Raw genomic sequence first — 13,858 nt, forward strand, 5'->3', positions numbered from 1 at the left:
GAACACGCCGGAGCAAATATGGACATATAACAGATTGCCGGAAAGGCTCTTTACTCTTTGTTTCTTAAAAAATAATATTGTTCAGGAATCCGAGAACTCCCGCGCTGGCCAGACCCATGATTACACCGGCTACCAGAACGCCTCCCATGACGGCCAGCACACTGGATTTGAAGTCCATATCCAGAAGACTGGCGGCAAGCGTGCCGGTCCAGGCCCCGGTCCCAGGCAATGGTATTCCCACAAACACCAGCAATGCGATAAATAACCCGCGCCCTGCTTTTTCCTGTAGTTTTTCTCCTCCCTGTTTTCCTTTTTCCAGGCAGAAACGGAAAAACTTTCCAATCACCGGTTTATCCGCTCCCCACTCCAGGACTTTCCTGGCAAACAGATAGATAATAGGCACCGGCAGCATATTGCCCAGAATCGCAACTACATAGGACGTAAACAGCGGCAGTCCTTCCACCTGTGAAAATGGAATCGCTCCGCGCAGTTCAATGAGCGGTACCATAGAAATGAAAAATACCCAAAAATATTTTATAAACATTTTTCCTCCAAACGTGCGTCTTTCCGCACAGATAGGTGTGGGTGAACTTTTGTTCAGCCATAAGCCTTTCTGAATTATTCTTTTCGATATATCATATATAATCCTTCTTGTTCCGTTTCAGTACATTTTTCTGGTAATCAAAGCATTCTTCGGCCACTGACTTATTCAGAACCAGCAGGCAGATCAGATTCGGAATCGCCATCAGACCGTTCATTGTATCCGAAATATTCCAGACCATCTGCAGTGTGGTCGTCGCCCCCAGAAATACCACAAGCGAAAAGACCAGCCGGTATAATTTGTTAGCCTTTGTTGAACGCACCAGATATTCCAATGCTTTTTCCCCATAGTATTCCCAGCCCAGGATAGTGGAAAAAGCAAACAGTGCGATCCCGATGGTGATAACCCACGCTCCGGCGGGTCCCATGGCGGTAGAGAATGCCTGGATCGTCAGCTGCGCGCCGTCAACCGCCTTACCGGCTGCGTCCGTGACACCCAGCACACCGGAAGACGCGATCACCAGGCCCGTCATGGTACACATGACGATGGTATCCAGAAATGTGCCTGTCATATTGATATATCCCTGGCGGGATGCGTGATCCGTCTTCGCCGCCGCTGCCGCGATCGGCGCGGAGCCAAGGCCCGCTTCGTTGGAAAAGACGCCCCTGGCCACGCCCCAGCGCATTGCCTGGAACATACCGGCCACGATCGTCCCGCCCACGCCGCCGGCTACCGCCTTGACGGAAAAGGCCATCCGGAAGATCTCACCGACTCCCTCCGCCACATTCGCATGATTCAGCAGGATCGTAATAAGTGCGGCCAGGAAATAGAATACCGCCATAATCGGAACAATAAACCCGCATACGCGTCCTATACTCTTGATACCGCCCATCAGCACCAGCAGAGCCAGCAGGGTTATTACCGCCCCGGTAACCCATACCGGTACGCCGAAGGTGGTATGTACCGCATCTGCGATGGAATTCGCCTGTGTCAGATTACCGATCCCAAAGGAGGCCAGCACCGCAAACAGGGAAAATAAAAAAGCCAGCACCGACCCGATCCATTTGATCTTGAATCCATTTTTCATGGCGTACATCGGTCCGCCGGCCATCTCCTGGTTCGCATTTACAGTGCGGTACTTCACCGCAAGGACACTCTCCGCGTACTTCGTGGACAAACCAAACAATGCGGACAGCCACATCCAAACCAGAGCTCCTGCCCCGCCGGACACCATGGCCGTAGCGACACCAACGATATTTCCGGTTCCTATGGTAGCCGCAAGCGCCGTCATTAACGACTGGAACGGAGAAATATCCCCTTCGCTCTCCCCTTCCGATTTCAAAAAGATCGCTTTGAATGCATGCGGCAGATTTCTCCACGGCAAAAAATGAAGCCTCACCGTAAGGAAAACCCCTGTTCCAACCAGCAGAACCAGCATCACAGGTCCCCACACGAAATCATTGACACGTTTTATCATTTCCTGAATATCCACGTTATCTCACACCCCACAAACTTTTTCTTTCGCATATCATGCTTACCGTCCATACTGTTAAAATCAGCATAACAGTCTAAGTATATCATAAGTTCCAATTCCTGGAAAGTCAGAAAACTGTTAAGAATTCCGCCTCCGGAAAACTTTAAGAATTTCCCCATACCCGACTTATGGTTGACAAAACGGTGTCATGTGTTACAATGTTTTCAAAACAAGAATCCTGTTATATTACAACCTTTAAGGAGATTTTTCTATGTTGCAGGAACAAACGATAGATTTAAATGACGAACGGCTTTCTTTGATCGGTAAGGCTCTGTCCTCGGATATCCGGATCCGGATTCTCCGGCTGCTGGGCAAAGAGCCTTTGAATGTGAATGAGATCGCCGAACGGCTGGATATCCCTGCCTCCTCTTCCGCCATGCATGTCAAGGTGCTGGAGGAAAGCGGCCTGATCACGACATCCTTGAAACCAGCTACCCGGGGCTCCATGAAAATATGCTGCCGTCAGCTGGACCTGCTGCACATCTCACTGGATCCTCCCGTGGAAGAGACACAGAAATCCGAGGTCATCAGCATGCCCATTGGAAGCTTCGTGGATTATCAGGTGACGCCCACCTGCGGGATCGTCAGCAATGCGGGGCATATCGATGAGGAGGATGAGCCGCGTGTCTTTTATAATCCTAAGCGCTCTGAAGCCAAGCTTCTCTGGTTCGGTTCCGGGTATGTGGAATACCGGTTTCCCAACGCCTCCCTGCAGAATGTGCGTTTAAAGAGTATGGAACTATCCGCGGAGCTCTGTTCGGAGACCGTGGATTATAATCTGGACTGCCCTTCGGACATTACCCTGTGGGTGAACGGCCTGGACGCCGGTACCTGGACCTGCCCGTCGGACTTCGGAGGCAGGCGGGGAAAACTGAATCCCGACTGGTGGCCCAATAAGAATTCCCAATACGGGAAGCTCAAGACCTGGCGCTTTACCAGGAACGGGACTTATCTGAACGGCGCGAAGGTCAGTCCTCGCCCTCTGGAAGACTACGCTCTGGCCGACAGCCCTTATATTTCGGTGCGAATCGGCATCAAAGAGGACGCCCCAAATATCGGCGGTGTGAATATCTTCGGTGACAGCTTCGGAGATTATCCCCAGAATCTTGAACTTAAATTATTTTATTGACAACTATTTCTCATCAGATCAGGAGGCAAAATCCATGATACGTTCCGACTTTCACTTACACTGCAGTTATTCTCCAGATTCCGACAGCACAATGGAGGAAATGATCCGGGGCGCCATACAGCTGGGCTTAAATCGCATCTGCCTGACGGACCACCAGGACTGGGATTACGAAACCGACGGCAAAGTATGGCACTTTGACACAACTCCTTATGTGGAAGATTACCTGAAATACAAAGAAAAATACAGCGGCCAGATCGAACTGTTGCTGGGCATCGAGCTGGGGCTCCAGCCTCATCTGGCGGAAGGCTACCAGGAATATGTACGGAAATATCCCTTTGATTTCATCATCGGCTCTTCCCACCTGGCCCACGGAAAAGATCCCTTTTTAAAGTCCTATTTCAAGGGTATTACCGAGGAGGAAGGCTACCGGGAATATTTTGAATCCATTGTGGAAAATATAGTTGCCTTTGATGGTTATCAGGTGTATGGCCACCTGGATTATGTGGTACGGTATGGTCCGAATCAGGACCGGTATTATTCCTATGAAGCCTACCGGGATGTTCTGGATGCGATCCTGAAGGCTTTGATCGATCGGGGAGTGGGAATCGAAGTGAACACCGCCGGATTTAAATATGGCCTTGGACAGCCGAATCCTCATCCAGATATTTTGAAACGCTACAAAGAGCTGGGCGGGGAAATCCTGACGATCGGCAGCGATGCCCACCGGCCTGAGCACATCGCTTATTCCTTCCCACAGCTGGAGGAACTGCTGACCGGGTGTGGTTTCCGCTATTATACTGTGTTCCGAAACCGGAAACCGGAATTTATTAAAATTAGATAACAAAATGAATTTTTCTATAGAATCCCTTTTCAATTGTAAAAAATAGTATTACAATGTTGATAAATGCATAAACTAGATAGGAACAGGAAGGAGATTTTTATATGGCAAAGAAGGGTTGGGGCAAACTATTAGCCGCTACTGCGATTATTGGTACGGCAGTGGCCGCAGGTATCGCTTATTATAAAAAATACAGGCAGCTGTTGGATTCCTGCAAGGATGAATATGATGATTTCGATGATGATCTGGAAGAGGAAGACGAGGATGTTGATTTTATGGATGAGGAGCAGGGTTCCTCCACAGCCTCCAGAGAATATGTACCGTTAAAATTTGATACGCAGGCAGAGGATGAGAAACCTGCCGAAGCGGAGTCTCATGCCGATGATGAGAAACCTGCCGAAACGGAGTCTCATGCCGATGATGAATTATCTGCTGCACTGGAAGATGAGGACGAAGCCGATCCCGATATCGAGGGGATCGAGCTGGAGGATGCTCTGACTCCGGAAGAGATCGCGGATCTGGAAAATGATCTCCCGGAGTTTGACGATCTGGATCTGGACTTTGAATTAGAAGAGGATACCCTGGATAAATAAGGTTGAACAAAATGTTCCCCCATGTCTTAGCAGTTTTAGCTGCAGATGGTGGATTGATTTAAAAAAATGGGCTTGGCAGTTTAACTGCAAAGCCCATTTTTTATAGGAAAGCGCTCCTATTGATTAAAAAACTTCCAAGGGATCGCTCAGCGGCGGATCGGAAATAATTCATGGTACTTAAAGCCAGGCTGCGTTTAAAATGTCCGTGGCCCGACAGATCTGCTCTTCACTCAGCGCCGCATAGCCCAGTATAATTCCGGCCGGCTGACTGCCAGCGTCCTCCCGTTCATGATGCCGTACGATATTCTCAGACAGTCCGTATACTTTTATCCGATGCTCCCGGGCCGCGTCGATTAATTCTTTTTCCGTTCTCCCGTCCTCAAACCGGGCCAGCAGATGTACGCCTGCCTGTTCTCCTGAAATACTGCACACGGCCTTCAGTTCCTTTAAGTGCTCCACCAGAAGATCGTGCTTGCCCTTATAGGCCGTCCGCATCCGGTTTAAATGACGTTCAAAATGACCTTCCCGGATAAATACCTCCAGCGTCCGCTGATCGATTCTGGAAACCGTAGAAGAAAACAGCATAGCCGTCCGTTCATATAACCGGCAAAGGGCCGGCGGCAGGACCATATAGCTGATCCGTATGGCAGGTGCAATGGATTTGGAGAAGGTCCCCAGATAAATTACTTTTCCCTTCCTGTCATATCCCTGCAGAGCCGGTATAGGTTTTCCCTTATAACGGAATTCGCTGTCATAATCATCTTCGATAATATACCGGTTCTCCCGCTGTGCTGCCCACTGCAGCAGTTGATATCTCCTGCCGATCGGCATAACGATTCCCATTGGGTACTGGTGGGAAGGCATGACATAGGCCAGATCAGCCTCCGTCTTTTCAAGCTCCTCCACCATCATTCCCATGGCGTCCATTTCCACGGCGCACATGGAGTATCCCAGATTTTCAAAAACGCAGTAAGCCTGCCGGTAGGTGGGATCCTCCATCGCCACCTGCCGTTTTGTCCCCAAGATACGGGACAGAAGCATCAGCAGATAATCGTTACCCGCACCGATCACGATCTGTTCCGGTGTACAGTTTACGCCCCGGGCCTGATGCAGATACCGCGCGATGGCTTCCCTCAGACCAGCCTCCCCCTGGGGATCTCCCAGCAAAAAGAGGTCCGTATGTTCCTCAGACAGGACCTGTCTGTTGATTTTTCTCCAGATATTGAACGGAAACCGCTCCAGATCCACTCCATTCGGCGTAAAATCATAGAGATAGTCTTTGCGCGGATCACAGTCTTCCCTCTGCCGGATTCCGGGATTCTCATCCAAGCGGAATACCCCTTCTAATTGGCAGGCAAAATATCCCTTACAGGGTACCGCTTCTATATAACCCTCTGAGCGGAGCTGCTCATAGGCCAGATCCACCGTACTTCTGCTCACCGCCAGGTGTGCGGCCAGCGCGCGGGCGGATGGCAGTTTTTCTTTGTACTGTATCGTCCCTGCCTGCAGTTCTGATTTTATAAATTCATAGATCTGTTCATAGAGCGGAGTCCTGCTTTTACCGTCAAGCTCCATCGTCAGTTCCTGCATTATTTCGGCAGCTTGAATGAGCTCTTCAGCGAAACGATCCGGTTAAATACCAGAGCATCCGGTTTGGAATCTTTAGCATCCACACAGAAGTACCCCTGCCGGACGAACTGGAAGCTGTCATAGGCTTTCGCCTCTGCGAATGCCGGCTCCAGCAAACAGTTCTTTAATACGGTCAGTGAATTGAGATTCAGATTCAGGGAACCGTCCTCGTTATAGACGCCCTTTTCCTCATCGATGATATTCTCGTACAGCCGAACCTGAGCCGGTATGGCCTGTGCGGCGGATACCCAGTGGATCGTCCCTTTAACCTTGCGTCCCGTAAAGCCCGAGCCGCTTCTGGTCTGTGGATCGTAGGTACAGTGAATCTCGGTGATCCTGCCGTCCTCGTCTTTTTTATAATCCACGCAGGTGACAAAGTAGGCGTTCATAAGGCGTACTTCATTTCCCGGGAACAGGCGGAAATATTTCTTCGGAGGCTCCTCCATAAAATCTTCCCGCTCAATATACAGTTCACGGCTGAATGGAACTTTCCTGCTGCCCAGCTCCTCATTTTCCAGATTATTGGGCACATCGAAATATTCTACCTGGCCTTCCGGATAGTTATCGATAATGAGCTTCACCGGATCCAGAATCGCCATCATCCGGGGTTTCTTCAGTTTCAGGTCTTCCCGGATACAATACTCTAGCATCGCATAGTCCACAGAGCTGTTGCTCTTTGAAACACCGCACAGATCCACGAACAGCTTGATGGATTCCGGCGTAAAGCCCCGGCGGCGCAGCGCGGCGATGGATACCAGACGCGGGTCATCCCAGCCGTCAACGATTCCTTCTTCCACCAGCTTCTTGATATACCGCTTGCCGGTCACTACATTGGTCAGATACAGCTTCGCAAATTCGATCTGCTTGGGAGGGCATTCAAAACCGACCTCCTTCACCACCCAGTCATACAACGGCCGATGGTCTTCGAATTCCAATGTGCAGATCGAATGGGTCACCCCTTCGAACGCGTCCTCCAGCGGATGCGCAAAATCATACATCGGATAGATACACCACTGATCGCCTGTCCGGTGATGGGAAATATGGGCCACCCGGTAAATAACCGGATCCCGCATGTTGATATTCGGGGAAGCCATGTCTATTTTCGCCCGGAGCACTTTCTCCCCGTCCGCGAACTCGCCGTTTTTCATTTTCTCAAACAGGTCCAGGTTTTCTTCCACACTGCGGTTCCGGTATGGGCTGTCCTTCCCCGGTTCCGTCAGCGTTCCCCTATATTCCCGGATCTCCTCCGCCGTCAGGTCGCACACAAAGGCCTTTCCCTTTTTAATCAGAGTAACCGCCGCCTCGTACATCCTCTTAAAATAGTCGGAAGCAAAATACAGCCGGTCTTCCCAGTCCGCTCCCAGCCATTTGATATCTTCCTTTATGGACTCCACGAACTCTTCCTTTTCCTTGGTCGGGTTCGTATCGTCAAACCGCATGTTGAATTTCCCATGGTACTCTTCTGCCAGACCGTAGTTCAGCAGGATGGACTTGGCATGTCCTATATGAAGGTATCCGTTGGGCTCCGGCGGGAACCTGGTGCATACTGCGGTACAATGCCCTTCTGCCAGATCCTTCTCAATGATCTGTTCAATAAAATTTTTGGAAACTGTTTCTTCCATAGCGAATTACGCCCTCCTCGTTCCGATGATCTTCTGTTTTTTATTTTCCGGACTGCTGCGTTCCGCGTTTAAGGCCAGGTTGATGATACTTTACGGCTGCGCTCAGACCGGATAAGGATACCGGCGTCTGTTACTCCGCCGGTATCCTTTCACTTCTCTTCAGAATGCTATATATCATCATATCATAAACCTTAGTATTGGAAAAGTATTTTTTCACAAACTCTATAAACTCTGCAAACCTACATTTTTCATCAACTCTGCAGACTTCATGCCCCTGCAAGCTCCATGCTCCTGCCGAAATCCTGATCTGACAGAGCTCCCTAACAGGGCCGGGTCATGGGAATCCGGTTGTTCACTCCCTTGGACAGAAGAATCTGATGAAGATCCACGATTCCGTTATCGAAGGAAGCCGCGCAGCTGCATAGGTAAAGTTCCCACATTCTTACGAACTCCGCATCGAACATTTCTGCGATTTCTTCCCGGTGTTTTTCAAAATTGTCTCTCCAGCAGAGAAGAGTTTTCACATAGTGCCGCCTCAGGCTTTCCACATCCAGAGTATAATACCGGTGGTCGCCAAACAACTGGATCATTTCCCGCAGGGAAGGTATCATTCCGCCCGGAAAAATGTATTTCTTAATCCAGGGATCTCCCGGATGTTCTTTCAGCGCGCTGATATAGTGCAGCAGGAACAGGCCGGATGGTTTCAGGACGGAGTCCACACTTTTTAAAAACAGTTCATAGTTCTGCCGGCCCACATGTTCCAGCATCCCGACACTGACCACACGGTCAAACTGCATACCGGAGCCGGCCAGTTCACGGTAGTCCATCACATACACCTGGACTTCCCCGCGCAGTCCTTCCTCCTCGATCCGCTGGCGGCAGGCTTTGCACTGTTCCTCGCTGAGCGTGATACCGATTCCCTTCACGTGATATTTCTTCGCCGCTTCGATCAGCATGTATCCCCAGCCGCAGCCAATATCCAGCAGCAGCATGTCTCTTTCCAGTTCCAGCTTATCCAGCGTATGGTGGATTTTTCCCATCTGCGCCTCATAGAGTGTATCCTGAGGCTTCGCAAAATATCCGCAGGAATACGACAGCGTCTCGTCCAGCCACAGCCGGTAAAAATCATTTCCGATATCATAATGAGAGGATACCTCCGCTTTTTGGTTTTTCATGGAGGTGGAGGTGTGGATCAGCTTATGAAGTACTGTCTTATTAGTCATGAACCGTTCCATCTGCCCCAGGAACAGATCCAGAGCCGCGAAAAGATCTCCTTCCACCTCCAGGTCCCCCTTCATGTAGGATTCCCCCAGCGCCAGTGACGTACTGGTCAGCAGCGCGGTCTTTGAGATCGGGTTACGCATCACAACCCGGAATTTCGGGTCTCCGGCTCCGATCCGGTATTCCTTTTGATCCATCGCCACACAGAATGGCACCTGATCAAATTTTTCCAGATATTTTACGATGAAATTCATTTCTTGTTTCATGCTTGCTCACTCCTTTGTTAGAGTGTTGCAAGAAAATGGTAAATTTATACATTATGGTATCCATAAATGGTCCTTAAAATTATCAGGACAGATCTTCAAGCAGCACCGTCAATATTCCTCCGCAGACCATTCCCTCTTCTTGCGCCACATCACCGGTTAAGTCCACAGGGAAGAACTCATACGCACCTGTGCCGATCAGCTTCCGCGCGCGTACGATCACCTCGTGTTCGCTGCATCCCCCACCGATACTGCCGACCAACTGTCCGTCGGGATAGATCACCATCTTCGCTCCTGCTTTTCTGGGGGTGGGGCCTTTCGAGGAAATCACGGTTACTACTGCCCTAGGGCCTCTGTCTGCTGCAGCCAGTTCTGACAACACCTCAAAATCCACATCGGAACCATTTACGATTTTATGATTTTTCTCAGCCTCCGTCACTTCGCAGAGCCTTCTCTTGCTGATCAGCTGCGACACGATGGAGATTCCGATCTCTTCCGGTGTCAACGCTCCGATATTCAATCCGATCGGAGCACACAGACGCGATAGAGTGTCTTCTGTACAGCCTTCTGCCCGCAGCATTTCTCTGATCCCGCTTACACGCCGTTTTGATCCGATCATGCCCAGGTAATAAGGCTGTGTTCCGTTTAAGATCATCCGCAAGCAGTCCAGATCGTATCTGTGCCCTCTGGTGAGAATCGCCACATAGTCGTAAGCTGTGATCTGCAGTTCTTTTATTGCTTTTGGAAAAGCGTCGCAGATAACATGCCTGGCCAGTGGAAAACGCGCTGTGCTGGCGAACGACGGACGGTCATCCACAACCGTGACTGTGAATCCAACTCTGGCGGCGAATTCCACCAATGCCAGAGCCACATGGCCTCCGCCCAGTATGATCAGCCGTTCTTCCGGAAAAAACGGTTCCCGGATCGTGACGGTTCCCTCCGTCTCTTCTACGGTTGTCATGCCATTTGGAAACAGAGCGGCAAATTCCTCTTCGTTTTCGGATGGCAGGAACAGCTTTTCGGCCGGCTTGCCGGCATCTGACGCGTATTTGGATAGGATCTGGCAGCAGGTGCCTGCATTGAGGGTGGATAATAATTTTTGATACAGTAACTGCGTATTCACAGTACAATTCCTCCTTTTTATCTGGCTGGCTTTCTCTATGGCTTATCTATGGCTTCCTAGTCTCTCTGTCAATCTATAGCCATTCTTTGACTCCACACTGGCTTTCGGTTCGATGAAATATGTTCCGTATGAGGTGACCTGGATTTTACATTATTAAAAATGCGATCATACGAATCTAATTATTTATAAATACTAACATACTATATGAAAAAACTCAAAGAATAAGGCCGTTTTCTATTATTAGGCAAGGATAAAGCCGATGGATGATTCCACCGGCTTTTAGAAATGGTCTGAACTTACGCTCATCTTTTTTTGTAAATGGCACCGATACCTTCTTTGCGGGCGTTATGCCTCTGGTTTTGGTTTTCTACTTTCACTTTATTCGTGATGCTGTTGAATTCTTCATTTTCTTTTTTTCGGGCCTGGACTTCCTGGTCTTTTCTGTTTTCTGTTTCTTTTTGGCTCATGTTTTCCCTCCATATGTGTGATTTTTAGTTATCTCTTTATACAGGTACTCTTAATACATGCTTTAAAGGCAGATGATCAGCGAAAACTGTAAAATATGATATCCGCAGATCCGGATTAGCCTTTAACACCTATTAGCTAGTATTCCATTTTAGTATTCAATATATGTGGGATAAAATGTATGAAGGCAATAGATCATATATAAACCAAACAAAAAAAGACTCTCAAAGGATAAATTCCCTGGAAAGTCTTTCCAATAAGCTGTCAACGAGAATCGAACTCGTGACCTCAGCACTACCAATGCTGCGCTCTACCGTCTGAGCTATGACAGCGTGTTTCAGCAACCTTGTATACTATACTATATGCTCCTACTAATTGTCAATATTATTTTTCCAAAATTCTGTATTTTTTTTACACAATTCGATAAATATATAATTGCTTCTGAACACCCCTGTTTCTCAATCGTGATTCTTAAACATAATTAAAATATTCGACATCTCATTTTCTTTATGTTAAACTTATAACAAATTTGTTTGTAAATTGCTATTTACCGTCTTTCAAGAATCGACATCGTGGAATTTACTTTTACTTATAGAAAGTTCGGAACGTTTTATAAAAAATTATCTGAGCAGGAGTTGAGCTATTTTCTATGATTAGTCAAAATGATAACGATACTTTTATGCTGCTGACCTTCCAGTCTTATCTGGCCAATACGCTGGATCTGATTTTTATAAAAGATACTGACCTGAATTATATCTCCGCCTCCCAGGCTTTCGCGAACATGGTTGGACATCAAACTGCGAACGAGCTGGCCGGTAAGTCTGATTTTGATATTTTTGAACCGGATTTGGCCAAACGTTACACGCAGGATGATCTAAAGCTTCTGGAAAGCGGCCTTCCAATGAAAGATCAAATCGAACCGATCCCGGACCAGAATGGCCGCAAGAGCTATTCTTCCACTTCAAAATATCCGATAAGAAATCCAGAAGGAAAAGTAATCGGGATCTATGGGGTGGGCCGTGATGTAACCGCTCAGGTGCAGTTAGCAGAGGAAAGAGAAAACCGTAAGCTTTCCCGCCAGATGTTTGAAGGTGTAATAGAAGCAGATTTAACCCTGGATAAATTATTGATCGCGGAAGGGTCCTCCTTATCCCATCGCATGATAAAAGCCGATACCTTTTCGGAGACTATGAAATTTCTGGCTGTCCGCATGATTCATAATGATTATGCGGTAGCGTTTCTAAATTTTTTTGACATTGAAAAATTGACTCATTTTTATAAGGAAGGGGAAAGAGATTTCAGCCATATTACCTATCTTTTGGTCAGCAAGGCGGATTATAAATGGATCGAATTCAAGGCTCGTCTTTACTTCTCCAAAATAACGAACTCTTTACGAATAACGGTCGTATTAAATGATCTGGACGAGGAAATCCGGGATAAAGAGCGTTTAAAAATAAAATCAGAAATCGATACTCTGACCGGACTTTATAACAGGGAAAGCACCATTTCTCAGATCATCGAATGCATCGGGGATTCCGCGCCCCTGAAAAACCATGCTCTTTTGTTTATTGATTTGGATCATTTCAAACAGGTCAACGATCAGCTGGGCCACCCCTTTGGTGATACCGTACTGCAAAAAATAGCGGAAATGTTAAGACTGCTCTTCCGCAAAGATGACGTAATCGGCAGAATCGGCGGAGATGAATTCCTGATCCTGTTGAAAAATGTCAACTCACAGGCAGATGCAAGCAAGAGGGCTTCGATGATCTTTCGGACGGTTCCATTATATCAAGTGAAAAACAACAGGGAAATCTTTGTAACCTGCAGTGTGGGCGGCGCTATGTATCAGGGTGATGGGAAAAGCTTTGACACGCTGTACCGGGAAGCTGACCAGGCTCTGTACCAGGCGAAGAAAAAAGGGCGGAATACTATTGTTTTTCATGAATCATAATCATTAGAAATAGTATGTTTTTTATAAATGGAGACTCGATCGGGGTCTCCTGTTTTTATGAAGATGTTGGTATCTTCTTGGTCTGTTACAAACCTTTTCATTCTTTGTAATTTAACAAAATCTATATATAATTCTTTAATTGTTCCCAAAGCTTTAAGCTTTTATAATTCTTTAATCGTTTCCAAAGATTTTAACCTATCTCAACCTATCTCAACCTAATTTCATTCCATCAGTGGTTCCATCCCAAAACTTTAATACAAATCATTACGTTATTTACTATATCAATATTATAGAACATATGTTCTAAAAAGTCAATTGTTCAGTAAATATTTATAAATTTAATTTCAATAAATAATTAAAACAATTCACTTTATGTGTCAAATCCAAAGAAAAAAATAGAACAATTTTCCGTAATTATTTTTATTTATCTCACATATTGACACGATATGTGTTTCGATGTATTATAATCGTACATACGTTCGTTTTCCATTTATTACCATCTACAAATGGTATCAGCACGGCAAATGAACAATCTTATAACGATATCTGGAAGGAGAAAATAGAATGGAACACACAGCAAACCACCCAGGCCCGGGTCCCAGCCCCTGCGTCCGTCAGTTTGGAATCCCGCCGGCCGAGCTCACCAACGAGCAATGGCAGTACCTTTTTACGGACCTGAAGCAGCAGACCATCCCATCCGGCAGCACAAAAATGAAAGGCGGAAACAGCCACATCCGTATCAGCGGAATATACAGCCTGCCGGAATCTGGTGACACCCAATACCAGCGCTACAAATATTACATAAACGACGTACTGCGCCAGATCCGCAAAGGAAACATAGAATACTGCTATTACATTTACCAGATCTGCGATCTTCTGAGATATGAACACGACACGCTGAAGACTCGTTACGAACCGGCCGGCCGTTACTTCGAAGTCTGGCTTTAAA

Annotated in this window: 12 protein-coding genes and 1 tRNA gene; 5 read left to right on the plus strand and 8 right to left on the minus strand. The window is 47.4% G+C overall.

The features are described from left to right. Nucleotides 1-64 precede the first annotated feature (64 nt). Nucleotides 65-544: a COG2426 family protein gene (locus KTH90_RS23355; protein WP_158355418.1), complete on the minus strand. Its 480-nt coding sequence runs from the start codon at nt 542-544 to the stop codon at nt 65-67. A gap of 91 nt (nt 545-635) precedes the next feature. Continuing rightward, nucleotides 636-2,018, minus strand: a complete 1,383-nt coding sequence (locus KTH90_RS23360) for an alanine/glycine:cation symporter family protein (protein ID WP_238727538.1) — start codon at nt 2,016-2,018, stop codon at nt 636-638. 268 nt (nt 2,019-2,286) lie between these two features. Here KTH90_RS23360 and KTH90_RS23365 point away from each other — a divergent pair, with 268 nt between their 5' ends. The 3 genes from KTH90_RS23365 (at nt 2,287) to KTH90_RS23375 (ending at nt 4,635) form a co-directional block, all read left to right on the plus strand. Then, nucleotides 2,287-3,204, plus strand: a complete 918-nt coding sequence (locus KTH90_RS23365) for an ArsR/SmtB family transcription factor (protein ID WP_158355416.1) — start codon at nt 2,287-2,289, stop codon at nt 3,202-3,204. 34 nt (nt 3,205-3,238) lie between these two features. Beyond that, the gene (locus KTH90_RS23370; RefSeq protein WP_275061488.1) at nt 3,239-4,045 is read left to right on the plus strand and encodes a histidinol-phosphatase HisJ family protein; all 807 of its coding nucleotides are present in this window, start codon (nt 3,239-3,241) and stop codon (nt 4,043-4,045) included. A gap of 101 nt (nt 4,046-4,146) precedes the next feature. After that, the gene (locus KTH90_RS23375) at nt 4,147-4,635 is read left to right on the plus strand and encodes a hypothetical protein (RefSeq protein WP_158355414.1); all 489 of its coding nucleotides are present in this window, start codon (nt 4,147-4,149) and stop codon (nt 4,633-4,635) included. 177 nt (nt 4,636-4,812) lie between these two features. On the opposite strand, the gene pdxR is transcribed toward KTH90_RS23375, so the two are convergent. The 6 genes from pdxR to KTH90_RS23405 form a co-directional block, all read right to left on the minus strand. Further along, nucleotides 4,813-6,225 (minus strand): MocR-like pyridoxine biosynthesis transcription factor PdxR, encoded by a 1,413-nt coding sequence (gene pdxR, locus KTH90_RS23380; protein ID WP_158355412.1) that lies wholly within the window; start codon nt 6,223-6,225, stop codon nt 4,813-4,815. Beyond that, nucleotides 6,225-7,886: a glutamine--tRNA ligase/YqeY domain fusion protein gene (locus KTH90_RS23385; RefSeq protein WP_158355410.1), complete on the minus strand. Its 1,662-nt coding sequence runs from the start codon at nt 7,884-7,886 to the stop codon at nt 6,225-6,227. The genes pdxR and KTH90_RS23385 overlap by 1 nt, the downstream gene beginning before the upstream one ends. A 320-nt stretch (nt 7,887-8,206) precedes the next feature. Beyond that, nucleotides 8,207-9,373 carry an SAM-dependent methyltransferase gene (locus tag KTH90_RS23390; protein WP_158355408.1) on the minus strand — a complete coding sequence of 389 codons (1,167 nt, stop codon included), beginning with the start codon at nt 9,371-9,373 and terminating at the stop codon, nt 8,207-8,209. An 82-nt stretch (nt 9,374-9,455) separates the two neighbouring features. Continuing rightward, nucleotides 9,456-10,493, minus strand: a complete 1,038-nt coding sequence (locus tag KTH90_RS23395) for an XdhC family protein (RefSeq protein ID WP_158355406.1) — start codon at nt 10,491-10,493, stop codon at nt 9,456-9,458. A gap of 302 nt (nt 10,494-10,795) precedes the next feature. Next, nucleotides 10,796-10,960, minus strand: coding sequence for a hypothetical protein (locus tag KTH90_RS23400; RefSeq protein ID WP_238727539.1), 165 nt, complete (start codon nt 10,958-10,960; stop codon nt 10,796-10,798). Nucleotides 10,961-11,217: 257 nt separating this feature from the next. Then, nucleotides 11,218-11,290 (minus strand) — tRNA-Thr (locus KTH90_RS23405). Between the two features lie 317 nt (nt 11,291-11,607). Between KTH90_RS23405 and KTH90_RS23410 the strand changes: the two genes are divergently transcribed. Together KTH90_RS23410 and KTH90_RS23415 are read left to right on the plus strand one after the other, a co-directional pair. Then, nucleotides 11,608-12,909 (plus strand): sensor domain-containing diguanylate cyclase, encoded by a 1,302-nt coding sequence (locus KTH90_RS23410; protein WP_158355404.1) that lies wholly within the window; start codon nt 11,608-11,610, stop codon nt 12,907-12,909. A 564-nt stretch (nt 12,910-13,473) separates the two neighbouring features. After that, nucleotides 13,474-13,857, plus strand: coding sequence for a hypothetical protein (locus KTH90_RS23415; protein ID WP_158355402.1), 384 nt, complete (start codon nt 13,474-13,476; stop codon nt 13,855-13,857). Nucleotide 13,858 lies beyond the last annotated feature (1 nt).

This window comes from Diplocloster modestus (assembly GCF_019042245.1).
GTDB lineage: Bacteria > Bacillota > Clostridia > Lachnospirales > Lachnospiraceae > Diplocloster > Diplocloster modestus.